Below are 22094 nucleotides of genomic sequence, written 5' to 3'. Positions count from 1 at the left end.
GACAAACGATGCAAGAGCCCGCCATCACCCCGGATCTGATTGCTGCCCACGGGCTCAAACCTGACGAATACGACATGATCCTTGAGATCATCGGACGCGAGCCGACATTTACCGAGCTTGGCATTTTTTCCGCGATGTGGAACGAGCATTGCTCCTACAAGTCTTCGAAGAAGTGGCTGCGGACTTTACCGACATCCGGCCCGCAGGTCATATGCGGCCCCGGTGAAAACGCCGGTGTTGTGGATATCGGTGACGGTCAGGCGATTGTCTTCAAAATGGAAAGCCACAACCACCCCTCGTATATCGAACCCTATCAGGGTGCTGCAACCGGTGTGGGCGGCATTCTGCGCGACGTGTTCACCATGGGCGCGCGCCCCATCGCGTCGATGAATGCACTCAGCTTTGGCGAGCCCGGCCACCACAAGACCCGGCAACTGGTCAACGGCGTGGTCGAAGGCATCGGCGGTTATGGCAACTGCTTTGGCGTACCTTGCGTGGGCGGCGAGGTGCGGTTCCATCCCGCCTATAATGGCAACTGTCTTGTGAACGCATTTGCCGCCGGTCTGGCCGACAGCGACAAGATTTTCTACTCGGCCGCATCGGGCGTCGGGATGCCGGTCGTTTACCTGGGCGCAAAAACCGGCCGTGATGGCGTTGGCGGCGCGACTATGGCCTCGGCCGAATTCGACGACACCATTGAAGAAAAACGCCCCACCGTGCAGGTCGGCGATCCCTTCACGGAAAAACGCCTGATGGAGGCGACGCTGGAGCTGATGCAGACCGGCGCGGTGATCTCGATCCAAGATATGGGCGCGGCGGGCCTGACGTGTTCCGCCGTTGAGATGGGCGACAAAGGCGGTCTGGGCGTCCGTCTCGATCTGGAAAACGTGCCCCAGCGAGAAGAGAACATGACCGCCTATGAGATGATGCTGTCGGAATCTCAGGAACGGATGCTGATGGTCCTCAAGCCCGAATTGGAGGCCGAGGCCCGCGCCGTCTTCGAGAAATGGGATCTGGACTTTGCCATAGTCGGCGAAACCATTGCCGAGGACCGCTTCCTGATCGTTCACAACGGTGAGGTCAAAGCCGATCTGGTTCTGTCCAAACTGTCCTCGACCGCTCCGGAATATGACCGCCCTTGGGTTGCGACACCCGAGGCCGAAGGGCTGGCCGAAGTCCCTCAGATCGACCCGATCGACGGGCTGCGCGCCCTGCTGGCTTCGCCCAATTATGCCGGCAAACAGTGGGTTTACGAGCAATACGACACCATGGTCATGGCTGACACCGCCCGCACGCCGGGTCTGGGCGCTGGCATGATCCGCGTGCATGGAACCGACAAGGCGTTGGCCTTCACCAGTGACGTGACCCCGCGCTATGTCCGGGCCAACCCGGTTGAGGGTGGCAAACAGGCGGTGGCCGAAGCCTACCGCAATCTGACCGCCGTCGGTGCCAAGCCGCTGGCCACCACCGACAACCTGAACTTCGGCAACCCCGAAAAGCCCGAGATCATGGGCCAGTTCGTCGGTGCCATTCAGGGTATCGGTCAGGCCGTGGCGGCGCTGGATATGCCCATCGTTTCGGGCAACGTTTCCCTCTATAACGAAACCGACGGTCAGGCGATCCTGCCCACGCCGACCATTGGTGCGGTGGGCCTTCTGGCCCATACCGACGACATCATCGGCAACGAAGTCCGCGAGGGCCATGTCGCGCTGGTCATCGGCGAAACCAACGGCCATCTGGGCCAATCCGCTTTGCTGGCCGAAGTGTTCAACCGCGAAGACGGTGACGCGCCGCATGTCGATCTGGACGCAGAAAAGCGCAACGGCGACTTCATTCGCGCCAACCGTGACATGATCAAGGCCTGTACCGATCTGGGCGACGGCGGCCTTGCCCTGGCCGCATTCGAACTGGCCGAAGCTGCGGGCGTCGGCATCTGCCTTGATGACGCATCGACCGGCTTCCTGTTCGGAGAGGATCAGGCCCGCTATCTGGTCGCCTGCAATTTCGATCAGGCCGAAGCACTGATGATCGCCGCCGGTCAGGCGGGCGTGCCGCTGGTGTCGGTTGGCCGGTTCACTGGCGACTGTGTCCGCATCGGAAGTTCCGAAGCCTCTCTGGACGAGCTTTCGGCCACATTCCGCAACAGTTTTGCCGAAGCCGTGGCCTGATCACAAAGCGGTTCAAGTTCCCGAAACCTGCGTCCGATCAGGCGCAGGTTTTGTCGTTTTTAGCCCCCTATCACACCCTTGCGCGCCCCGTCCGGGCGCTCTACATCTTGGGAAAGACCTTCAGGAGAAACCTACATGCCGATGAGCGCCCACGAAATCGAAGCCCTACTGCGTGAAACCTTTCCCGATGCGGAAATTCAGGTTGGTGGCAGCGATGGCGTACATATGTCTGCAATGGTCGTGGACGAAAGCTTTCGCGGAAAGAACCGGGTGCAACAACAACGCGCGGTCTATGCGGCCCTGAAGGGCAAGATGGATGGCGCGGACGGAGAGCTGCACGCATTGGCGTTGACCACAAAAGCGCCTGAATGAGCGTAACTTTTTGGATATATGCATTTTGCGGAATGGTCGCTTTGGTGGGCTCGATTGCGATTGTGAAAGCCATTGGGCGACCGAAGGGCTCGAACCGTGAACGAGGTGTTGAACCGGGACAAGGTGACTCCATCATTGATCATGGAACTGCAATGGGCATTAGCGGTGACAGTCATCCAACGGCATCAAGAGTGACAAGAGACCCCCAGGAATATGCCAAGGCAATGGCTCCAAAAAAATGAATGGCTGGCTCTTCTGGATAGGCATCATCGCTGCATTGATAGTTGCCGCTGCCTTAATCGAAGCCTATGTGAAGCGAAACAGAAAACGTAACCTAGCCGACATGCGTCCCGACCCGGACAAGATCAGCAAGGTTGGCGGCATTGAAAGATACGGACTGGATCCGCTGGCCCTGGCGCAAGCCGAACACCGGCGGCTAGAGGAAAAAGGATGGGCCCCCGACCCGTCACAGAACGAAACGACGGCCCCGGATGCGGGCAAAGAGGACAAGCAAGATGACCGACGTAAAGACCCAGATCGACGAAACCGTCAAAGCCAATGACGTTGTGTTGTACATGAAAGGCACCAAAGAGATGCCGCAATGCGGGTTCTCGTCCCGCGTGGCCGGTGTCCTGAACTACATGGGTGTGGACTACACTGACGTGAACGTTCTGGCCGACGAAAACGTGCGCCAGGGCATCAAGGACTATTCCGACTGGCCGACCGTGCCCCAGCTTTTTGTCAAAGGCGAGTTTGTCGGCGGCTGTGACATCATCACCGAGATGACCCTGTCGGGCGAGCTGGACACGTTGTTTGACGAAAACGGTGTCAGCTACAACAAGGACGCCGCAGACAAGATCCGCGAAGCAAACGCCTGATCAGCGGCTGACGCAATTCTGCAAGACAACCTGTTCACTGGCGGCATCCGCACCTGCCGCCAGATAGCTGACGTTTGCGTCCCACCCTTTGGATCGCAGGATGTAAGTCCCTGCCCCACCCTCGGATTCATAGCGTATTCCGGACCCGCTTTCCGCCTGACGCAGGGTGACAAGCTGGTTGTCGACCATCATCGCCGCCGCGCTGGACCCGTCCGGCGCGTTGAAATAGGCCACCTGAAGCGGAACGCCGTTTTCACAGGTGAATGTGACCGGCAAAATGTCAATGTCAGCCCACGCAACCGATCCGTAAAAAGTCATCGCCAGGGAAAAGGCGAAAGTTTTCAGCGGGTTCATCCGCCGGACCTTTCTTCGATGACGGATGCCAGCGCCTCGGCCCGCGCGGCCAGTTCTGCCAGCGTATCCGTGACCGAGGGCGGAACGACAGCCACCTCGACCCGTTCGGGTTCGGGTCGCGGCATGTTCCGCAGGTTCTGCAACTCGGCCTCGACCGAGGCCAGTTTCGACTCGAGCGATTTGATCTTGTCGTCGGTCCCTGCGGCCTTGTCCGCCAGCATCAGCCCGGCCATCAGCAGCATCCGCGATTCCGGCATCCTGCCAATCTGATCGGACAGAACCTGCGCCTCATCATCTAACAATTTCGCCGCGGATTGCAGAAACGCCTCTTCGCCTTCCTGGCACGAGACTTCAAAGCCGCGCCCACCGATTTGAATGGTCACTTCGGGCATTACTCAACCTCTCCCTCAGCAAGTTTCGCCTGGGACAACAACGGCTCCAGCCGGGCCAGAACTGCATGCGCCTCGGCAGCGTCGGTCGCCTGAGCCGCACGCGTGGCTTCCAGTTCGGCGACCGTCGCGCGGTTGAGAAGCTCGGCATCGGGCATGCCATCTTCAGCGGCGGCGCGCAGTTCATCCACGGACTTGCGCAGCTGTTCGTTTGCCTTGCGCATCCGCTGAAGATCGTCATCCAGACGCGACATCGCGGCACCATGGCTGCTGCGCTCGGCGCGCAGCATCTCAAGCTCGGCATTCAGTTCGGCCACGCGCTCGCTGTCGGCCAGTTCAGAGTGCAGGCGTGCATTCTCGGCCTTGAGCGCCTCAAGCTCGTCCTGATTTTCAAGCGCGGCCTTGGCATCGGCCAATTCGGCGCGCGCCGCCTCAACCGCAGCCAGCCGGGCCGTCGCCTCAGCAAGTTGTTCGCGCAGGGCGCTGTTTTCCGGATCTTCCGCCGGTGCGGCACGCAGGCTTTCCATATCGGCGCGCATCGCGTCGACTTCCTGAGCGTGACGTTCTTTCAGGGATTTCAGACGTTCTTCCAGCTGCGCATTGGCGACGCGTTCATCATCCAGGGCCGCCCGCAGAGTAACATCTTCACCGCCGCTTGCGGGCGCTACGTCCCGCAGGGCCTCAACGCCGGTTCCGATCCGCTCCATCGCGGCCACGATACGGCGTTGTAATTCTTCGATCTGGCTCATGCCCCTGCCACCTCTTATCCAAGGTTCCTTCTTTCGCGGGTTTGTCCGAATCAACGTAGTCCGCTTCTTTGCCTAGTCTAACCGAACGGGGCGGAAAATACCCACTGTTTGCTTTCAATCACTTGGGCTGCTTTCTTGAACCACTGGCGTACGTCATCTCCCAGTTCCGCTTGCACTTTGAGGGGTAATTGATATTGAGCGGCCCATCTGCCTGTAATCCAAAGGAACAACGCCCGTGGACCTGACTGCGCTGCGCAATGCAAACCCCGAACACTGGGACAAAGCTGCGGCCATCCGCACCCTGACCCTTGACGCCGTCGCCGCCGCCAATTCCGGCCATTCCGGCATGCCGATGGGCATGGCCGATGTCGCGACCGTCCTGTTCGAAAAGCACCTGAAATTCGACGCCTCGGCCCCGAACTGGCCCGATCGCGACCGGTTCATCCTGTCCGCAGGTCACGGATCGATGCTGGTCTATTCGCTGCTGTACCTGACGGGCCACGCGGACGTTACGCTGGACGAGATCAAGAACTTCCGCCAGTTGGGCGCCAAGACGGCAGGCCATCCGGAAAACTTCCTGGTTGAAGGGATCGAGACCACCACCGGCCCTCTGGGTCAGGGCATCTCGAACGCTGTGGGTTTTGCCATGGCCGAGGAGATCCAGCGCGCACATTACGGCAAGAAGGTTGTCGATCACTATACCTACGTCATCGCCGGTGACGGCTGCCTGATGGAAGGTGTCAGCCAGGAGGCGATTACGCTGGCCGGGCGCCACGAACTGAGCAAGCTGATCGTGTTCTGGGACAACAACAACATCACCATCGACGGCACCGTTGATATGGCCGACCGCACCGATCAGGTGCGCCGTTTCGCGGCCTCGGGCTGGCATGTGATTGAGATCGACGGCCATGACCCGCAGGCGATTGATGCTGCGATCACTCAGGCGAAAAAGTCGAACAAACCAACCATGATCGCGTGTGAAAGCCACATCGCACTGGGTCACGCTGCGCAGGACACGTCAAAAGGTCACGGCGCGCTGACCGATCAGGATCAGCTGAAGGCCGCAAAGGAAGGCTACGGCTGGCCGCATGATGCGTTCGAAATCCCGGGCAATGTAAAATCCGCCTGGGAAGCCATTGGTGCCCGCGGAGCCGCTGAGCGTTCCGCGTGGGAAGAGCGTTTTGCCCAACTCTCCGAACGCAAACAGGCCGAGTTCAATCGCGCCTATGCGTTCGATGCGCCTAAAAAACTGGCCGGAGCGATCCGTTCGTTCAAAAAACAGGTGTCGGAAAATCAGCCCAAGCTGGCCACCCGCGCCTCGTCCGAAAAGGTTCTGAACGTCGTCAACCCGATCATGACCGAAACCGTCGGCGGCTCGGCCGACCTGACCGGATCGAACAACACCAAATCGGCCGATATGGGCGTGTTCCTGCCGGAAAACCGTAAGGGTCGTTACATTCACTACGGTATCCGTGAACACGGTATGGCCGCTGCAATGAATGGTATGGCCCTGCACGGCGGCATCCGCCCCTACGGCGGTACGTTCATGGCCTTCACCGACTATGCGCGCCCGTCCATGCGTCTGGCGGCACTGATGAAGGTACCGACTGTTTTCGTCATGACCCACGACTCGATCGGTCTGGGCGAAGACGGTCCGACCCACCAGCCGGTTGAACATCTGGCGATCTCGCGCGCGACGCCGAACACCTATGTGTTCCGTCCCGCCGACACCGTGGAAACCGCCGAGGCCTGGGAATTGGCGCTGACCTTCAAGGACAGCCCTTCGGTCCTGTCGCTGACCCGTCAGGGCGTGCCGACCGTGCGGACCCAGCACAAAACCAAGAACCTCGTTGCGCAAGGCGCTTACGTTCTTGCCGAAGCCGAGGGCAAGCGTCAGGCCATCCTGATCGCCACCGGATCCGAGGTTTCGCTGGCGATGGAAGCCAAGGCCATGCTTGAGGCCGAAGGCATCGGCACCCGCGTCGTTTCCATGCCCTGCATGGAACTGTTCGCCGAGCAGGACGACGCCTATCGCAAGCGCGTTCTGCCCGCAGGTCCGGTTCGTGTCGGCATCGAGGCCGCCGTCCGCGCCGGGGGCTGGGATCGCTGGCTGCTGGGGGAACGTGGCCGCGAAGCCAAGGCGGGCTTTATTGGCATGTCGAGCTTTGGCGCTTCGGCCCCCGCAGGCGAGCTGTACAAGCACTTCGGCATCACGGCCGAGGCGACGGTTGCCAAGGTCAAGGACCTGCTGGGTCAGTAATCCTTATCGGAAACACAGACAAAGGGGCGGCATAAGCCGCCCTTTTTTAACGCTCTCCGGGCGTCTTCGAAAGCAATGGCGCGATCAACTTGGTTGCGACCGGGATCAGCACCAGTCCCCAGGCCAGTCCAAACACGCCGTCCATTGTGGCCTTGGCAATCCATTCCGCGGCTGCCTCCCACTGCGCTGAAACCGAATGCCCGACGGCATAGGCCCAGTCGTGAATGTGGTGGCCCAGCCAGCCAAAGCCCAGAACTTCCATCCCGTGAATGATGATCGACCCGCCGACCCAGAGCATTGCCGCGGTGCCGACGATGGAAAGGGTTTTCATCACGCCCGGCATCCCCTTGACCAAACCGCGCCCCAAACCGCGCCCGATCGGTGTAGGCGCATTTTGCGCAAGGTACAGACCGACGTCGTCCATCTTTACGATCAGGGCGACCGAGCCATAAACCGCGACAGTCACCCCGATCCCGACAACGGCCAGGGTTGCGGCCTGCATCCACAAATTCGGCGCTTCGACAGCCGCCAGGGCAATGGTCATGATTTCCGCCGACAGGATGAAATCCGTCTTGATCGCCCCCTTGACCTTCTGTTCCTCAAGATGTCCGGGATCGCGGACATTCATGTCTTCATCAATGACATGAGAGCCGTGCGGGAACAGGACGTGAAATATTTTCTCAGCCCCTTCGAAGCATAAATAGGACCCGCCGATCATAAGCAGCGGCGTGATCAGCCAGGGCGCAAAATTCGCAAGTAGCAGCGCGACGGGCAGCAATAGGACGATCTTGTTGAATATCGACCCACGGGCGATCCGCCAGATGATCGGCAATTCCCGCGCCGGCGCGAAACCCTGAACGTATTTCGGTGTGACGGCCGCATCATCAATAATGACACCCGCAGTCTTGGCCCCGGCCTTGCCCGCCGCGGCGACCACATCGTCCACCGATGACGCAGCAACTTTTGCAATGCCAGCAACGTCGTCCAACAGCGCCAAAAGACCGCTCATGATGCTTCCTTTCCTTTCACCTGCCGCAATTGGACCCTACCTGATCCGACGCTTAGCGCAAGCGTTAGCGCAATCGGTCGAGGTTTGCGCTAACACCTTAAAATTATGTCACTTTTGGGCTTTTGAGAAAAAGAATTCACCGCTATATGGCGCTTAAAGCAAGCGCATTTGGAGACGTCAGATGACCATCAAGGTCGGTATCAATGGTTTTGGCCGCATTGGCCGCTGCACCCTGTCGCACATCGCCGCGTCAGCCCGCAACGACATCGAAGTGATCAAGGTCAACGCAACAGGCCCGTTGGAAACCACTGCGCATCTGCTGAAATACGACAGCATCCACGGCCGCTTTCCCCGCGATGTCGCCATCAACGGCAAAACCATGGATCTGGGTCGCGGCCCGATGGAGATGTTTTCGACCTATGACATGAAGGAACTTGACTGGGATGGCTGCGACGTCGTTCTGGAATGCACCGGCAAGTTCAACGACGGCCTGAAGGCCAATACCCACCTTGAACGCGGCGCGCAAAAGGTGCTGCTGTCCGCCCCGGGCAAGAATGTCGACAAGACCATCGTCTACGGCGTGAATCACAACAGCCTGGTTGCCGATGACAAGATGGTGTCGAACGGCTCGTGCACCACCAACTGCCTTGCTCCGCTTGCCAAGGTCTTGGACGAAGGGATCGGGATCGAACACGGCATCATGACCACGATCCATGCTTACACGGGCGATCAGCCAACTCTGGACCGCCGCCACAGCGATCTGTACCGCGCCCGCGCTGCGGCCATGTCGATGATTCCCACCTCGACGGGCGCCGCGAAGGCGCTGGGCGAGGTTCTGCCCAACCTCAAAGGTCGTCTGGACGGATCAGCCATCCGGGTGCCGACACCGAATGTCTCGGCCGTCGATCTGACCTTCCGCGCCGGGCGCGATGTGACAGTGGAGGAGGTCAACGCCGTCGTCCGCGAAGCCTCGCGGGGGCCGATGCAGCGCGTTCTGGGTTACGAACCCGCGCCGCTGGTTTCGACCGATTTCAACCATACCGAGGAAAGCTCGATCTTTGCGCCGGACCAGACGCGCGTTGTCGGCGATCGTATGGTGCGGGTTCTGGCCTGGTATGACAATGAATGGGCCTTTTCGGTCCGCATGGCCGATGTCGCGGCCGCAATGGGCCGGCTTAACTAAGATCGGCCTGAAATCTTGAACCTTTTTGCCCGCTCAGGTTATCTGGGCGGGCGTTTTCGTTCGGGGCCGGCATGACAAATCAAATCGCCATATGGCTTGGCCTTCTTATCCTTGGCGGGTGTATTATCGACTACGCGGTCTTTGGGCCGGAACATTTCGTGTTTCTTGGCAAGAAGCTTTATGCTTTTCTGGACTGGCTCGCTTTCTGGCGCTGACAGAGGTTTTGCTTGACTTTTTTGCCATTCTATCTTTGTTAGCGCTAACTTACTTTTAGCGGAAAACCGGACGGAGCGGAACATGACACTCAAGATTGCCATCAACGGATTTGGACGCATCGGACGCGGTGTTCTGCGCGCCGCAATGGAAACAGGTCGCACCGATGTTGAAATCGTCGCCATCAACGACCTGGCCAAGCCGGAAATGAACGCCCACCTGTTCGAGTTCGACAGCGTGCACGGCCGGTATCCAAAAACGGTCACCCTGAATGACAACGGCCTTGATGTAGGGGGCGGGCCGATCCGCCTGACCAGTGAGCGCGAACCGGAAAAGCTCGACTGGTCCGATGTCGATGTCGTTCTGGAATGCACCGGTGTTTTCCGCACGCGTGAGGCTGCGTCGCGCCACTTCGAAAACGGCGCGAAGAAAGTGCTGATTTCGGCCCCTGCCCGCGGCGACGGCGCGGTGAAGACCATAGTTTTTGGCGTCAACGACCATGAACTGACTGCGGATGACACGGTTGTCTCGAACGCATCCTGCACCACCAACTGCCTGTCTCCGGTCGCGGCCGCGCTGGATGCCGGGCTTGGGATCGTGCACGGCAACATGACCACCGTTCACGCTTATACCGCCAGCCAACCCGTCCACGACACGGCTGGCAAGGACCCCTACCTGTCCCGGGCCGCTGCGCTTTCGATGATCCCGACAACGACCGGTGCTGCGTCGGCCGTAGGTTTGGTGCTGCCGCAATTGGCGGGGAAACTGACGGGTCAGGCCATTCGCGTTCCGACCCCCAACGTCTCTGTCGTCGATCTGGTGGCAGAAGTGTCGCGCCCGACGACCGAGGATGAGGTGAACGCACTGTTCTCTGAGGCCGCAGCCAAAATCCCCGGCGTTCTGGCGGCCGAAGATCGTCCGCTGATCTCGGTCGATTTCAACCACGATTCCCACAGTTCGACGGTCTCTTTGCCCGAAACCAAGGTGACGGACGGCACGCTGGTCCGTGTTCTGGCGTGGTATGACAACGAATGGGGCTTCTCGAACCGCATGCTGGATACGGCGGCGGCGATGGGTGCCCTAAACTAACCGGTCTTTCAGCGCGGCATTGACGCGGGGGGTGACGAATTTCGACACGTCCCCGCCAAGCCGCGCGATTTCCTTGACCAGTTTCGACGCAATGGCCTGATGCCGCGCTTCGGCCATCAGGAACACAGTCTCGATCGAGTCGTCCAGGGCCCGGTTCATTCCAACCATCTGGAATTCATACTCAAAATCGGCAACGGCCCGCAAACCGCGCACGATGATCTGGGCACCGACATCCCGCGCGCAGTCGATCAGCAGGTTCTCAAAGGGATGGGCGACAATTTCCGTTCCGGTCTGTTCGGTCAGAAGGGCGCATTCTGCCTCGATCATCTCGACGCGTTCTTCCAGAGAAAACAGCGGGCCCTTGTCCCTGTTGATCGCAACGCCAATGACCAGCTTGTCCACCAGAGCCGAGGCGCGGCGGATGATGTCGACATGACCCAAGGTGATCGGATCGAAAGTTCCGGGATATAATCCAACCCTCATCGCGGCCTCCAGCGCAACAAAATTTCTGCGCAAGCAAACATAACTTTGCCGCAGGTGCAAGAGGTGGAGTCAGGCCGCAGGGGCTTCAATGCCCCATGATCATGCCTTCCAGCGCGTCCTTTTCCATAGCCAGTTCGGACAGTTGCGCCTTGACGACGTCGCCCAGGGTGACGATGCCGATCAGTTTGCCATCTTCCACGACGGGCATGTGGCGAAAGCGCCCTTCGGTCATGCGGGACAGAATGTCCTGAACTGTGTCCTGCCGGGTGGCGGTGACAAGGTCGCTGGTCATATAGGCGCTGACCGGCTGGGTCAGGCAGCCGCTGCCGCTGGCGGCCAGTTCCCTTACGATGTCACGCTCGGACAGGATGCCCGTCGCCGTTTCGCCACCATCCTCGGACACAACAACCGTCCCGATCCGCTTGTCCGCCAGAATTTTTGCGGCATCGGACACGGTCAACGAAGGCAGAACCGTTTCTACACCTTCGGTGGCCTTGGATTTCAGAATGGCCTGAACAAGCATGTGCGTAACCTCCGAAATAACTTCCTGTTTTCCAAAGCGTTGCCGGAATGTTTAACCCTGTCAAGGTGAAGCTTCGGCCTCTAACCGCTCAACCTCTTCGCGAATACCGAGGCTGAGCGCCTGAGCAAAGCGGTTCAGCCTTTCGTTTCGCTGGTCGCCCTGGTGGCGCAACAGATGAAAACTTCGGGTCAAACTCACCTGATCCGTCAGGATTTTCCGCAAATTCGGGTGAAACGGCAGTGTAAAGTCATGCGCCACGCATATCCCCGAACCCAGCGCAACCTGGCGCAATTGTACGGAAACCGAGTTCGATGCAAGTGCGACACGGTCAACCCCCATGTCCACCAGATAGTCCAGTTCGCGGTCGAATATCATATCCGGGATATAGCCGATCATCCGGTGGCCCTTCAGGTCTTCGACAGACTGGATGGCGTCATGTCGGCTCAGGTAATCCTGAGTTGCGACAAGATGTAGCTTATAGTCGCTGATCTTCTGAACCAGCAGTTTGCCGGCTGTCGGCGCGCTGACGGTCACCGCCATGTCAGCCTCGCGCCGGGAGAGGTTGATGATCCTCGGCAAGGCCAGGATCTGGATATCCAGATCCGGGTTCGCATCACTGATTTTTGCGCAGACCTGCGGCAGCAGATAATTGGCGCTGCCATCCGGGGCCCCGATCCGGATCTGACCGCTGAGTGTCTTGGAAGATCCGGACAGCGCACCCGCTGCGGACCGCATGGCCTCTTCGGCCTTCAGCCCGTGATCCATCAACCGTTCTCCGGCCGACGTCAGGACATAGCCCTGCTGGGATTTGGTAAATAAAGGCGCGTCCAGCGATGCCTCAAGCCGCGCAATTCTGCGCCCAACCGTCGCCGGATCAATCTTGAGAATCCGACCCGCTGCCGACAGACTTTCCTCGCGCGCGACTGCCAGAAAAACGCGCATGTCATCCCAATTCGCCGCCACGTCCCGACCTTTGCATTTTTGCAAAACTTCTTTGAGATATTGCCTCTGTTCAAGTAATTTTTGCAAGCCTATTGTGCGCGCAAATACACCGGAGGAACTTGCAATGAACGAACTGTCCCATTTCATCAATGGCGAAAACGTCGCCGGAACATCCGGCCGTTTCGATGACGTCTTCAACCCGGCCACAGGCGACGTACAGTACAAGTGCCCGATGGCCAGCGCAGCCGAAACCACCGCCGCCATCGATAGCGCGGCTGCCGCGCAGCCCGCATGGGGGGCGACCAACCCGCAGAAACGCGCCCGCGTCATGATGGCCATGGTCGGACTGATGAACCGGGACATGGACAAACTGGCCGAAGCGCTGAGCCGCGAGCACGGCAAGACCATCCCCGACGCCAAGGGCGACCTGCAGCGTGGCCTGGAAGTGATCGAATACTGCATTGCCGCGCCGCAGATGCTGAAGGGTGAGTTCACTGACAGTGCCGGCCCCGGCATTGACATGTATTCCATGCGTCAGCCGCTGGGCGTTGTCGCCGCGATCATGCCGTTCAACTTCCCCGCGATGATGCCTCTGTGGCATGTCGGTCCTGCCCTAGCCTGCGGCAACGCCGTGGTGCTGAAACCGTCCGAACGTGACCCCTCGGTCCCGCTGATGCTGGCGGAACTGTTTGTTGAGGCGGGCCTGCCCAAGGGCGTGTTCCAGGTGGTCAACGGTGACAAGGAGGCGGTCGACACGCTGCTCGACAGTGATGTCATTCAGGGTGTGTCTTTCGTGGGTTCGACCCCGATCGCGCAGTACATCTATTCCCGCGCCACGGCGAACGGCAAGCGCGCGCAGTGTTTTGGCGGTGCCAAGAACCACATGATCGTGATGCCCGACGCGGATCTGGATCAGGCAGCAGACGCGCTGGTCGGCGCCGGTTTCGGCGCGGCAGGCGAACGCTGCATGGCTATCTCGGTCGCCGTTCCGGTGGGTGAGGAAACCGCAGATGCGCTGATCGAAAAGCTGATCCCTCGCGTCGAAAAGCTGAAGGTCGGTCCTTATACGGCTGGCGATGATGTCGACATGGGCCCGGTGGTCACCGGTGCCGCCAAGCAGCGTATTCTGGGCCTCATCAACTCGGGCGTCGAACAGGGTGCCAAGCTGGTCGTCGACAACCGCGACTTCAGCTTGCAGGGATATGAGGACGGCTTCTTTGTCGGTCCGCACCTGTTCGACCATGTGACCCCCGAGATGGACATTTATAAGCAGGAAATCTTTGGCCCGGTTCTGTCCACCGTCCGCGCGGGTTCTTATGAAGAGGCGCTGAAACTGGCGATGGATCATGAATACGGCAACGGCACCGCGATCTTTACCCGCGATGGTGACACCGCGCGTGACTTTGCCAGCCGGATCAACATCGGCATGGTCGGCATCAACGTTCCGATCCCGGTGCCGCTGGCCTATCACACATTTGGTGGCTGGAAAAAATCGATGTTCGGCGACCTCAACCAGCACGGGCCGGACAGCTTCAAGTTCTACACACGCACCAAGACCGTCACAGCGCGCTGGCCGTCCGGCATCAAGGAAGGCGGCGAGTTCAACTTCAAAGCGATGGACTGATCCGCGCTGCGGCTACGAACATGGAACAACCCGGCCCTGAACAGGCCGGGTTGTTTCGGCGAAGCCTTGCCAATTTGGAACAATTCCGGCGGCTTCACGATAAATTTAGCCGCCGGACCCTAGCAAATCAGGCCGGCGGCAAATATTTTCGCGGCAAATTATTGCTCGAGCAGTTCCTGAACCGGAGGCCAATTTGTCAAATTTCCGCATGACCCGCCGCTCTGCCTTGCTGGGCGCAGCGTCTCTTATGGCGGCACCAGCACTGGTGCGCGCGCAAAGCACGGATGCGTTTCCGCCGGACGAAGAAGCCATCAGCACGCAGCTTCCGGTGCGCCGCAATGTATCGTCGTTTTCACAGCAAAACTGGCAGGACCATTTTGATGAGCTTGGCGTTGGCTGCCTGCTGGCCGATATCACCAGCCGCGCGGTTCATTACTGGGGCGCGGACGGGTCTTACAAGCTGTATCCCAGCTCGGTCCCGATGAGCGAGGAACTGACCAAGCGCGGCTATACAGAGGTTGTACGCAAGCGCGAAAACCCTAGCTGGACGCCGACAGCATCGATGCGTGAACGTGATCCTTCCCTGCCCGTTCGAATGGAAGGTGGCGACCCCGGCAACCCGCTGGGCACCCGCGCGATGTATCTGGGCTGGCCCGCCTATCTGGTGCACGGCACGCACGACACCCGGAAAATCGGCCGGCAGAGCTCATCCGGATGCATCGGTTTGTACAATCAGCATGTCGAGGAACTGTATCCGCTGGTACAGATCGGAACACAGGTCAGACTGGTCTGACGAACAAAGCCCCGGCCAAATGGGCCGGGGCTTTTTGGTTGTTGTGGTACGTTGTTATTCCGGCAAGATGACCGCATCGACCACGTGAATGACGCCGTTGCTGGCTTCGATATCAGCCTGCACAACCTCGGCGCCGTTCACCTTGACGCCGTTTCTGGCGTTCACGTTCAGGCGGTCGCCCTGAACTGTCAGAACCTTGGCGCGTTTGCCGGCGATGTCACCCGACATCACCTTGGCAGGCACCACGTGATAGGTCAGAATCTCGACCAACTGGTCCTTGTTCTCGGGCAGAAGCAGCGTTTCAACCGTTCCCTCCGGCAGGGCGGCGAAAGCCTCATCAGTGGGGGCGAACACGGTAAACGGTCCATCACCTTTCAGAGTATCAACCAGCCCGGCGGCCTGAACGGCAGCGACCAGCGTGTTGAACGATCCGGCAGATACGGCAGTGTCCACAATATCGGCGGCCTGGGCCTTTACGGGCAAGGCGAGCGCCAATGCGGCAGCGGCGCCCATGAAAGTGCGGCGAAACATAACTGTCTTCTCCTCTCCAGCTTGTTATGGAAAGGGGTACGGGCGTTTTAACGCGCCGGATCACTTTGCGATCAATTTTCCCGGATCTGAACCCAGATGCTCTGTGCGCGGCCATCTTTGAGAAACGGCAACGCCGCGACTGCATCCGGACGGTCCTGTTGCAGGTAATACCCCGGCCAGAGCATTGAAAACGCTCCGGATTGCAGCATGACGTGCAGCATATACTGCTCGCCCCACCCCGGGCAGTCATAGAAGAAACGTTTGGGGTATTCATAGGGCAGGAAGACGTCGTGTACGTGGATCACCACGCCCGGCTTAAGCGTCGGAATGATCTGGCAGAACAGGTGGGCCACGTCGTTGCTAATACGAACGACATGGCTGGAATCGATGAACAGGATATCACCGGCTTCCAGCTGTTCGAACAGGACCGGATCGACTTCTTCCAGACGCTTTTGTTCGAACCGGTCGACGACATGTGCAATGTCCGCGCGGGGATAGGGATCGATGGCGGTGATCGTCGTCTCAAGCCCGCCATCAATTATCGCCTGTCGGGTCACCCGGGTTGAATTGCCGCAGCCGACCTCGATCACGCGACGGGGTTCGAAACGCCGGACCATCAGGTACAGGGCGTCCGCGTCCGGGCTGTCGTAATATCCGTTGCCGATGCGGTAACCGGTCTTGTTCCGCGCAGGGTCTTTAAGTGCCTCAAGCGCCTCGGCATGCCGGGCATAGTCATCGACAAGTTGCCCGATGTCGAACCCGTCCATCCCCGGAGACAGCGCATATGCCGGGCGGGTCAGCCCCCCTGCCCGTTCAAACGCCTCAAGCCGGGTCCGCTCATCCCGTTCGGTCACTTTGTCGATCAATTTCACACCAAACCGGTCAAGCGCGGCATTGAGCCGGGTGAATTTCCTGGGTTTCACGCGATGTCTCCGGTTCGGGATATTCTGCCAAACTCCATAGCGTTGCCGACAGGGGCTCTGCAAGAACCTCCGGGGCAAACACTTGGCAAAACCCGATTTTCCGTATTCACTGTTGTGAACGGTAAGACGAGGGCCGCCATGCAGCAGGATTTCACGCTGGGCATCGAAGAAGAATATCTGCTTGTCGATCGCGACAGCCTTCAGCTTGCCGAAGCGCCTGCCGCCCTGATGGAAGCCTGCGAAGCCGATTTTCAGGGACAGGTCAGCCCGGAATTTCTGCAATGCCAGATCGAGGTTGGCACCCGCCCACATTCAACGGTCAAGTCCGCGCGCGAAGACCTGAAACGCCTGCGATCCTGCGTGGCCGAGCGCGCCGCAGAGTATAACCTTGCGCCGATTGCCGTGTCCTGCCACCCGTTCGCGGACTGGAAGAAACAGCATCACACGCGCAAGGACCGCTATGACGCGCTGCAACATGCCCTGGGCGGTGTCGCGCGACGGATGCTTATCTGCGGGATGCATGTGCATGTCGGTGTTGAAGACCCCGCAATCCGCGCCGATCTGATGCCGCAACTGTCGTATTTCCTGCCCCACCTGCTGGCGCTGTCAACATCGTCTCCGTACTGGAACGGTGAGGATACGGGGCTGTCCTCTTATCGCCTGACGGTGTTCGACAACCTGCCGCGCACAGGATTACCGCCTGTTCTGGCCAGCTGGTCAGACTATGAACGCACGACCGGCATTTTGGTCGAGCTGGGCGTGATCGAAGACACCACAAAGATCTGGTGGGACCTGCGGCCGTCGCATCGCTTTCCCACTCTGGAAACCCGGATCATGGATGTTCAGCCACGGCTGGAACACACGCTGTCGCTTGCCGCTCTCGTGCAGGCCCTGACGCGGATGTTGTGCCGCCTGAAGGACCGGAACCTGCGGTGGCGGAACTATGATCAGTTCCTCATCGGCGAAAACCGCTGGCGTGCGCAACGCTATGGCGTGGGCGAAGGGCTGATCGATTTCGGAGACCGGTCCATCAAACCCATGCCCGACCTTATGGGTGAATTGATGGGGTTGCTGGCCGAAGATGGCGAGGCGTTGGGAACCATGACGGAACTGGCCCGGCTGCAACAAATCGCGCAGAATGGAACCTCGGCCACACGACAACGCCGTGTCTACGCCGAGGCCGCGGCAAGAGACGACGATCCGGGCAAGGCAGTGGTGCGGCATTTGATCGAAGAATACCACATGGACCTGTAAGGCCCGGCGCCGGAACACGTATCAAAAGTTGCCCAAACCGGTGATTGCTGGCCGTGCAATATTTCTGTAAGAATTGAGAAATAAACACTCGTTCAATTCATCGGGTCGCGTGGGAGGTAAGCCTTGGATTTTGCAACGACAGAAGAGCAGAACGCGATCTTCGACATGGCGTATGGCTTCGGGCAGGAAAACATCGCCCCCTACGCCCGTCAGTGGGAGGCCGACGGCACGATTCCCAAAGACCTTTGGCCACGCATCGGAGAGCTGGGGTTCGGCGGGCTGTACGTGTCCGAGGACAGCGGTGGCTCGGGGCTGACCCGTCTGGACGCGACGCTCGTGTTCGAGGCGCTTTCGATGGCTTGCCCCTCAGTCGCGGCCTTCCTGTCGATCCACAATATGTGCGCAAAGATGCTGGACAGCTTTGCCAGCGACGATCTGAAATCCCGCATCATGCCCGACGTGCTGAGCCTGAATACGGTCCTCAGCTATTGTCTGACCGAACCCGGATCAGGTTCCGACGCGGCCGCACTGAAAACACGCGCCGAACGAACAAACGAAGGCTACACACTGAACGGAACCAAGGCATTCATTTCCGGCGGCGGCTATTCCGATGCTTATGTCTGCATGGTCAGAACCGGGCAGGACGGCCCCAAAGGCATCTCGACCGTTTATGTCGAGGACGGCACCCCCGGCCTGAGTTTTGGTGCGCTGGAGGAAAAGATGGGTTGGAAAAGCCAGCCGACCGCGCAGGTTCAGTTCGATGATTGCAAAATCCCTTCGGCAAATCTTGTCGGCGTCGAAGGCGACGGGTTCAAATACGCGATGATGGGTCTGGACGGCGGCCGGTTGAATATCGCCTCATGCTCGTTGGGGGCGGCACAGACAGGTCTGAACATGACGCTGCAATACATGTCGGAACGCAAGGCGTTCGGGCAGTCCATTGACCAGTTTCAGGCCCTTCAATTCCGCCTTGCGGATATGGAGATCGAATTGCAGGCCGCCCGCACCTTTTTGCGTCAGGCCGCCTGGAAACTGGATCAGGGCGCGCCGGATGCCACCAAGTTCTGCGCGATGGCCAAGAAATTCGTCACCGAAACGGGCTCAAAGATCGTGGATCAGTGTCTGCAACTTCACGGCGGTTACGGCTATCTTGCCGATTACGGAATTGAAAAGCTGGTGCGTGACCTGCGCGTTCATCAGATTCTGGAAGGCACGAATGAAATCATGCGGGTAATCGTATCGCGCCAGTTGCTTGCCCATCGCTGAGGATCCAATGGCAGATATTGAAATTCGGACCACGGGTCGCGCCGGGCGTATTACGCTGACCAGACCCAAAGCGTTGAACGCCATGACATACGACATGTGCATGGCCATCGACACGGCGCTGCGCAACTGGCGGGAAGACGACACCGTGGACCTTGTCATCCTTGACGCCGAAGGTGACAAAGCCTTTTGCGCGGGTGGCGATATTGCCGACCTCTACACCACGGGGATGAAACAGGATTATGGCTACGGACGCACTTTCTGGCGGGACGAGTACCGCCTGAACGCGTTGATCTTTGAATATCCCAAACCGGTCGTCAGCTTTTTGCAGGGGTTCACAATGGGCGGCGGTGTCGGCATCGGCTGCCATGGCACTCACCGCGTCGTAGGTGAAAGCTCAAAGATTGCCTTGCCGGAATGTTCCATTGGGCTGGTTCCCGATGTCGGAAGCTCGTTCATGCTGGCTCTGGCACCCGGCCGACTGGGTGAGTATCTTGCGACAACGGGTCACCGCATGGGGCCGGGCGACGCGATTTTCGCCGGGTTCGCGGATCATTACATCCCGCTTCGGCACTGGTCGGACGTGATTGAAATGCTCGAAGCGTCGGGTGATGTCGCGATGCTGGAACAGCATTGCGCGCCGCCTCCTGCCAGCGATCTGGAAAAGGCCCAGTCCTCACTGAACACATTGTTTGGCGGCGAAGGGCTGGCTGACATCCTGAACGCGCTGCGCAACTCGGATCAGGAACTGGCTTCCGAGGCGCTGACTCTCATGGGTCGCAATTCGCCTCTGTCGATGGCCTGCACGATCGAAATACTCCACCGGCTTCGCACCCCGACCGTGACGGTGCGCACGGCGCTGGAACTGGAATACAAGTACACCTACCGGGCGATGGAACATGGCGACTTTCTGGAAGGTATCCGTGCGCAGATCATCGACAAGGATCGCAATCCCACCTGGCAGTACAGCGACCAGTCCGTACCAGCCGTCGCGGTTTCAAAAATGCTTCAGCCCCTGGGCGATGACGCGCTGACATTCGAGGAGGAATAGTACATGAAGATCGGATTTATCGGCCTGGGCAATATGGGCAATCCAATGGCGGCCAATTTGGCCAAGGCTGGCCATACGGTGACAGGTTTCGACATGGCCGATGTCGACGTTCCGGGTGTGAAAATAGCGGGATCTGGCGCAGAGGCCGCCGCTGACGCTGAGATCGTGATCACCATGCTGCCGAACGGGAAAATCCTGCGCGCGGTAGCGGATGAGATCGTGCCCGCCATGAAATCCGGCTCGGTCTGGATCGATTGCTCGACCGTCGATGTCGACAGCGCCCGGGCCGTTGCCGAACAGGCGGGGAATGCAGGCGTTCTTGCCGTGGACGCCCCCGTCTCTGGCGGAATTGGCGGTGCGGCCGCCGGTACACTGACCTTCATGGCCGGCGGCAGCGACGTCGCGTTTGCTAAGGCTGATCCCTTGTTCGATATCATGGGGCAAAAAGCCGTGCACTGCGGTGAGTCCGGTGCCGGGCAAGCCGCAAAAATCTGCAACAACATGATCCTTGGCGTCACCATGATTGCCACCTGTGAAGCCTTCGCTCTGGCCGACAAGCTGGGGCTGGACCGCCAGAAGATGTTTGACGTGGTCAGTACATCCTCGGGCTATAGCTGGACGATGAATGCCTACTGCCCCGCCCCCGGCGTCGGACCGGAAAGCCCGGCGGACAACGGATATCGGCCCGGATTTGCGGCAGAACTGATGCTTAAGGACCTGCGCCTTAGCCAGCAAGCTGCCAAAAGCTCTGACGCGGACACGCCGATGGGCCAGGCCGCAACCGCCCTTTACGAACAATTCGTCGAAAATGAGGGCGGTCTGGGCATGGATTTCTCGGCCATGCTGCCCCGGTTCGAAAAGCGCAACCGGGGCTGAGCGACCCGCGTGGGCGGCTTCCCGCCCACACGGTTGACCAACCTGAACGCAACAGCCATCTATCCTGCAAGCCGACGCTCATGCAGAAGGAAGTAAGATGTCGCGTGTCTTGACCATTTCGACGGCAATTCTGGCGCTTGCGCTCAGTTCAGGCGTGGCCTTGGCCGGGAACGGAAAAGGAAAGTCGGGTCACTGCCCGCCGGGGCTTGCGAAAAAGGCGGTGCCCTGCGTGCCGCCGGGTCAGGCGAAAAAGCTGTACAACACGGGCGACTATATCACCCGGGATTACTTCTGGGTCCGCGATCCATACCGTTATGGGCTGCGCCCTGGCGGCAATTACGTGCGCGCGGGCGATTATGTGTACCGCGTCGACCCGGATACGCACAAAGTTCTGAATCTGATCGGAGCGGTGGCTGATATCCTGAACTGACGCTCTCGGCCCAGAGCTGTCCACTTCAGACACTGCCCGCCAAAACGTCAATAAAAAGAACGTTCTGCCACAACCCAGAAGTTAAGTCCAAAATTTTGACGCAATTTGGCGTCATCACAATTCTTGCTATTGCGAGGATTGAATATGAATAATGACGGCACGATTTTTCAGTTCCGCGGCCCGTGGAACGTACCAATACAATTCAGCCAAAGCCTGATCTTTCTTGTCCTGATCATTGTCGGGTTTAATTTTGACCCGGACAGCCTGCCCTATGCGCTTGGATTTGTGGCAATTCTTCTGGCGTCGATCCTTCTTCATGAACTGGGCCATGCCTGGGGGTGCCTTGTTCAGGGCGTTCCCGTCAACCGGGTCGTGCTTTACGGCGGCGGCGGATTCTGTGAACACCGCCGGTCAACGACGTCTTATGAAGATGAACTGATCGTGGCCATGGGTCCGATCGTCAACCTGACGTTGTGGGCGGTATGCTCTCTGCTGGAACCAATGGTCGCTTCGCCGGACCTGGGCTGGGTGCTGGCGGTGACGGCGCAACTGAACCTGTGGCTGGCCCTGTTCAATATGCTGCCCCTGATGCCGCTGGATGGCGGGCGTCTTCTGCATGCGGGACTGAATCGCATCGTATCCGCCACAACAGCCACACGAATTGCAGGGTTCATCGGATTAATCTGAGTGCTGCTTTGGATCCCGATGATGATATTTGCCTATACCTATTTCGGCTT

General features: G+C 59.3%; 26 protein-coding genes. 17 read left to right on the top strand and 9 right to left on the bottom strand.

All coding sequences use genetic code 11. The features are described from left to right. The first annotated feature begins 8 nt into the window (after nt 1-8). From purL to grxD, 5 genes are all read left to right on the top strand, one after another. A complete protein-coding gene (gene purL / locus ACXAC3_RS12285; protein WP_475160458.1) occupies nt 9-2168 on the top strand; it encodes a phosphoribosylformylglycinamidine synthase subunit PurL in 2160 nt (719 codons plus the stop codon). 135 nt (nt 2169-2303) lie between these two features. Further along, nucleotides 2304-2540 (top strand): BolA family protein, encoded by a 237-nt coding sequence (locus ACXAC3_RS12280; RefSeq protein ID WP_475160456.1) that lies wholly within the window; start codon nt 2304-2306, stop codon nt 2538-2540. Further along, a complete protein-coding gene (locus tag ACXAC3_RS12275) occupies nt 2537-2782 on the top strand; it encodes a hypothetical protein (protein ID WP_475160455.1) in 246 nt (81 codons plus the stop codon). Before ACXAC3_RS12280 ends, ACXAC3_RS12275 begins: the two co-directional genes overlap by 4 nt. After that, nucleotides 2779-3102, top strand: coding sequence for a hypothetical protein (locus tag ACXAC3_RS12270; protein WP_475160453.1), 324 nt, complete (start codon nt 2779-2781; stop codon nt 3100-3102). The genes ACXAC3_RS12275 and ACXAC3_RS12270 overlap by 4 nt, the downstream gene beginning before the upstream one ends. Continuing rightward, nucleotides 3056-3418: a Grx4 family monothiol glutaredoxin gene (gene grxD, locus ACXAC3_RS12265; protein WP_475160450.1), complete on the top strand. Its 363-nt coding sequence runs from the start codon at nt 3056-3058 to the stop codon at nt 3416-3418. Before ACXAC3_RS12270 ends, grxD begins: the two co-directional genes overlap by 47 nt. On the opposite strand, the gene ACXAC3_RS12260 is transcribed toward grxD, so the two are convergent. Genes ACXAC3_RS12260 through ACXAC3_RS12250 form a run of 3 tightly spaced genes read right to left on the bottom strand, consistent with a single transcriptional unit; the run spans nt 3419 to nt 4910 of the window. Then, complete coding sequence (locus ACXAC3_RS12260) at nt 3419-3772, bottom strand: MliC family protein (RefSeq protein ID WP_475160446.1); 354 nt, start codon at nt 3770-3772, stop codon at nt 3419-3421. Further along, nucleotides 3769-4164 carry a cell division protein ZapA gene (locus ACXAC3_RS12255; RefSeq protein WP_475160444.1) on the bottom strand — a complete coding sequence of 132 codons (396 nt, stop codon included), beginning with the start codon at nt 4162-4164 and terminating at the stop codon, nt 3769-3771. Before ACXAC3_RS12255 ends, ACXAC3_RS12260 begins: the two co-directional genes overlap by 4 nt. Continuing rightward, complete coding sequence (locus tag ACXAC3_RS12250) at nt 4164-4910, bottom strand: hypothetical protein (protein ID WP_475160442.1); 747 nt, start codon at nt 4908-4910, stop codon at nt 4164-4166. The genes ACXAC3_RS12255 and ACXAC3_RS12250 overlap by 1 nt, the downstream gene beginning before the upstream one ends. Before the next feature lie 235 nt (nt 4911-5145). Here ACXAC3_RS12250 and tkt point away from each other — a divergent pair, with 235 nt between their 5' ends. Continuing rightward, entirely contained in the window at nt 5146-7170 is a 2025-nt protein-coding gene (gene tkt, locus ACXAC3_RS12245) for a transketolase (protein ID WP_475160438.1), read from the top strand. Between the two features lie 46 nt (nt 7171-7216). On the opposite strand, the gene ACXAC3_RS12240 is transcribed toward tkt, so the two are convergent. After that, complete coding sequence (locus tag ACXAC3_RS12240; protein ID WP_475160436.1) at nt 7217-8179, bottom strand: DUF808 domain-containing protein; 963 nt, start codon at nt 8177-8179, stop codon at nt 7217-7219. A gap of 181 nt (nt 8180-8360) precedes the next feature. On the opposite strand from ACXAC3_RS12240, the gene gap (ACXAC3_RS12235) reads away from it, so the two are divergent. The 3 genes from gap (ACXAC3_RS12235) to gap (ACXAC3_RS12225) all read left to right on the top strand — a co-directional run bounded on the left by gap (ACXAC3_RS12235) (nt 8361) and on the right by gap (ACXAC3_RS12225) (nt 10664). Then, nucleotides 8361-9362 (top strand): type I glyceraldehyde-3-phosphate dehydrogenase, encoded by a 1002-nt coding sequence (gene gap / locus ACXAC3_RS12235; RefSeq protein ID WP_475160434.1) that lies wholly within the window; start codon nt 8361-8363, stop codon nt 9360-9362. A 71-nt stretch (nt 9363-9433) separates the two neighbouring features. Next, nucleotides 9434-9577 carry a hypothetical protein gene (locus tag ACXAC3_RS12230; protein ID WP_475160431.1) on the top strand — a complete coding sequence of 48 codons (144 nt, stop codon included), beginning with the start codon at nt 9434-9436 and terminating at the stop codon, nt 9575-9577. Between the two features lie 82 nt (nt 9578-9659). After that, nucleotides 9660-10664: a type I glyceraldehyde-3-phosphate dehydrogenase gene (gap, locus tag ACXAC3_RS12225; RefSeq protein WP_475160429.1), complete on the top strand. Its 1005-nt coding sequence runs from the start codon at nt 9660-9662 to the stop codon at nt 10662-10664. On the opposite strand, the gene coaD is transcribed toward gap (ACXAC3_RS12225), so the two are convergent. The 3 genes from coaD to ACXAC3_RS12210 form a co-directional block, all read right to left on the bottom strand. Then, nucleotides 10656-11147: a pantetheine-phosphate adenylyltransferase gene (coaD, locus tag ACXAC3_RS12220; protein ID WP_475160427.1), complete on the bottom strand. Its 492-nt coding sequence runs from the start codon at nt 11145-11147 to the stop codon at nt 10656-10658. The genes gap (ACXAC3_RS12225) and coaD overlap by 9 nt on opposite strands. Nucleotides 11148-11232: 85 nt before the next feature. Then, nucleotides 11233-11670, bottom strand: a complete 438-nt coding sequence (locus tag ACXAC3_RS12215) for a CBS domain-containing protein (RefSeq protein ID WP_475160426.1) — start codon at nt 11668-11670, stop codon at nt 11233-11235. A gap of 60 nt (nt 11671-11730) precedes the next feature. Next, the gene (locus ACXAC3_RS12210; RefSeq protein ID WP_475160424.1) at nt 11731-12612 is read right to left on the bottom strand and encodes a LysR family transcriptional regulator; all 882 of its coding nucleotides are present in this window, start codon (nt 12610-12612) and stop codon (nt 11731-11733) included. Nucleotides 12613-12736: 124 nt separating this feature from the next. On the opposite strand from ACXAC3_RS12210, the gene ACXAC3_RS12205 reads away from it, so the two are divergent. Further along, nucleotides 12737-14236: a CoA-acylating methylmalonate-semialdehyde dehydrogenase gene (locus tag ACXAC3_RS12205; protein ID WP_475160423.1), complete on the top strand. Its 1500-nt coding sequence runs from the start codon at nt 12737-12739 to the stop codon at nt 14234-14236. Between the two features lie 208 nt (nt 14237-14444). Next, on the top strand, nt 14445-15029 hold the full coding sequence (locus tag ACXAC3_RS12200; protein ID WP_475163424.1) for a L,D-transpeptidase: 585 nt from the start codon (nt 14445-14447) through the stop codon (nt 15027-15029). Nucleotides 15030-15083: 54 nt separating this feature from the next. Here the strand turns inward: ACXAC3_RS12200 and ACXAC3_RS12195 are convergent, their stop codons facing one another. Together ACXAC3_RS12195 and ACXAC3_RS12190 are read right to left on the bottom strand one after the other, a co-directional pair. Further along, complete coding sequence (locus tag ACXAC3_RS12195) at nt 15084-15560, bottom strand: fasciclin domain-containing protein (RefSeq protein ID WP_475160422.1); 477 nt, start codon at nt 15558-15560, stop codon at nt 15084-15086. Nucleotides 15561-15631: 71 nt separating this feature from the next. Continuing rightward, a complete protein-coding gene (locus tag ACXAC3_RS12190) occupies nt 15632-16483 on the bottom strand; it encodes a class I SAM-dependent methyltransferase (protein ID WP_475160421.1) in 852 nt (283 codons plus the stop codon). Between the two features lie 138 nt (nt 16484-16621). On the opposite strand from ACXAC3_RS12190, the gene ACXAC3_RS12185 reads away from it, so the two are divergent. From ACXAC3_RS12185 to ACXAC3_RS12160, 6 genes are all read left to right on the top strand, one after another. Continuing rightward, on the top strand, nt 16622-17737 hold the full coding sequence (locus tag ACXAC3_RS12185) for a carboxylate-amine ligase (RefSeq protein WP_475160419.1): 1116 nt from the start codon (nt 16622-16624) through the stop codon (nt 17735-17737). A gap of 123 nt (nt 17738-17860) precedes the next feature. Next, nucleotides 17861-19003: an acyl-CoA dehydrogenase family protein gene (locus ACXAC3_RS12180; RefSeq protein ID WP_475160417.1), complete on the top strand. Its 1143-nt coding sequence runs from the start codon at nt 17861-17863 to the stop codon at nt 19001-19003. Nucleotides 19004-19010: 7 nt separating this feature from the next. Continuing rightward, on the top strand, nt 19011-20051 hold the full coding sequence (locus ACXAC3_RS12175) for an enoyl-CoA hydratase/isomerase family protein (protein ID WP_475160416.1): 1041 nt from the start codon (nt 19011-19013) through the stop codon (nt 20049-20051). Between the two features lie 3 nt (nt 20052-20054). Next, nucleotides 20055-20927 (top strand): 3-hydroxyisobutyrate dehydrogenase, encoded by an 873-nt coding sequence (gene mmsB, locus ACXAC3_RS12170; RefSeq protein ID WP_475160414.1) that lies wholly within the window; start codon nt 20055-20057, stop codon nt 20925-20927. A 97-nt stretch (nt 20928-21024) separates the two neighbouring features. Beyond that, nucleotides 21025-21357, top strand: a complete 333-nt coding sequence (locus tag ACXAC3_RS12165; RefSeq protein WP_475160413.1) for a hypothetical protein — start codon at nt 21025-21027, stop codon at nt 21355-21357. A 144-nt stretch (nt 21358-21501) separates the two neighbouring features. After that, nucleotides 21502-22044 carry a site-2 protease family protein gene (locus ACXAC3_RS12160; protein ID WP_475160411.1) on the top strand — a complete coding sequence of 181 codons (543 nt, stop codon included), beginning with the start codon at nt 21502-21504 and terminating at the stop codon, nt 22042-22044. Nucleotides 22045-22094: the final 50 nt, after the last annotated feature.

Source organism: Ruegeria sp. ABV4_181, assembly GCF_056158465.1.
The sequence above is the reverse complement of the archived record's forward strand: the minus strand, read 5'-3'. Positions and strand labels throughout refer to the sequence as shown.

Excerpts from the sequence above, each read along its gene's own strand:
- ACXAC3_RS12215 (WP_475160426.1), bottom strand. The coding sequence starts at position 11,670 with ATGCTTGTTCAGGCCATTCTGAAATCCAAGGCCACCGAAGGTGTAGAA.
- ACXAC3_RS12175 (WP_475160416.1), top strand. The coding sequence starts at position 19,011 with ATGGCAGATATTGAAATTCGGACCACGGGTCGCGCCGGGCGTATTACG.
- ACXAC3_RS12275 (WP_475160455.1), top strand. The coding sequence starts at position 2,537 with ATGAGCGTAACTTTTTGGATATATGCATTTTGCGGAATGGTCGCTTTG.
- ACXAC3_RS12280 (WP_475160456.1), top strand. The coding sequence starts at position 2,304 with ATGCCGATGAGCGCCCACGAAATCGAAGCCCTACTGCGTGAAACCTTT.
- ACXAC3_RS12160 (WP_475160411.1), top strand. The coding sequence starts at position 21,502 with ATGAATAATGACGGCACGATTTTTCAGTTCCGCGGCCCGTGGAACGTA.
- ACXAC3_RS12195 (WP_475160422.1), bottom strand. The coding sequence starts at position 15,560 with ATGTTTCGCCGCACTTTCATGGGCGCCGCTGCCGCATTGGCGCTCGCC.
- ACXAC3_RS12205 (WP_475160423.1), top strand. The coding sequence starts at position 12,737 with ATGAACGAACTGTCCCATTTCATCAATGGCGAAAACGTCGCCGGAACA.
- ACXAC3_RS12230 (WP_475160431.1), top strand. The coding sequence starts at position 9,434 with ATGACAAATCAAATCGCCATATGGCTTGGCCTTCTTATCCTTGGCGGG.
- ACXAC3_RS12270 (WP_475160453.1), top strand. The coding sequence starts at position 2,779 with ATGAATGGCTGGCTCTTCTGGATAGGCATCATCGCTGCATTGATAGTT.
- purL (WP_475160458.1), top strand. The coding sequence starts at position 9 with ATGCAAGAGCCCGCCATCACCCCGGATCTGATTGCTGCCCACGGGCTC.
- ACXAC3_RS12200 (WP_475163424.1), top strand. The coding sequence starts at position 14,445 with ATGACCCGCCGCTCTGCCTTGCTGGGCGCAGCGTCTCTTATGGCGGCA.
- gap (WP_475160429.1), top strand. The coding sequence starts at position 9,660 with ATGACACTCAAGATTGCCATCAACGGATTTGGACGCATCGGACGCGGT.
- ACXAC3_RS12165 (WP_475160413.1), top strand. The coding sequence starts at position 21,025 with ATGTCGCGTGTCTTGACCATTTCGACGGCAATTCTGGCGCTTGCGCTC.
- gap (WP_475160434.1), top strand. The coding sequence starts at position 8,361 with ATGACCATCAAGGTCGGTATCAATGGTTTTGGCCGCATTGGCCGCTGC.
- mmsB (WP_475160414.1), top strand. The coding sequence starts at position 20,055 with ATGAAGATCGGATTTATCGGCCTGGGCAATATGGGCAATCCAATGGCG.
- ACXAC3_RS12250 (WP_475160442.1), bottom strand. The coding sequence starts at position 4,910 with ATGAGCCAGATCGAAGAATTACAACGCCGTATCGTGGCCGCGATGGAG.
- ACXAC3_RS12210 (WP_475160424.1), bottom strand. The coding sequence starts at position 12,612 with ATGCGCGTTTTTCTGGCAGTCGCGCGCGAGGAAAGTCTGTCGGCAGCG.
- ACXAC3_RS12255 (WP_475160444.1), bottom strand. The coding sequence starts at position 4,164 with ATGCCCGAAGTGACCATTCAAATCGGTGGGCGCGGCTTTGAAGTCTCG.
- ACXAC3_RS12185 (WP_475160419.1), top strand. The coding sequence starts at position 16,622 with ATGCAGCAGGATTTCACGCTGGGCATCGAAGAAGAATATCTGCTTGTC.
- grxD (WP_475160450.1), top strand. The coding sequence starts at position 3,056 with ATGACCGACGTAAAGACCCAGATCGACGAAACCGTCAAAGCCAATGAC.
- coaD (WP_475160427.1), bottom strand. The coding sequence starts at position 11,147 with ATGAGGGTTGGATTATATCCCGGAACTTTCGATCCGATCACCTTGGGT.
- ACXAC3_RS12260 (WP_475160446.1), bottom strand. The coding sequence starts at position 3,772 with ATGAACCCGCTGAAAACTTTCGCCTTTTCCCTGGCGATGACTTTTTAC.
- ACXAC3_RS12240 (WP_475160436.1), bottom strand. The coding sequence starts at position 8,179 with ATGAGCGGTCTTTTGGCGCTGTTGGACGACGTTGCTGGCATTGCAAAA.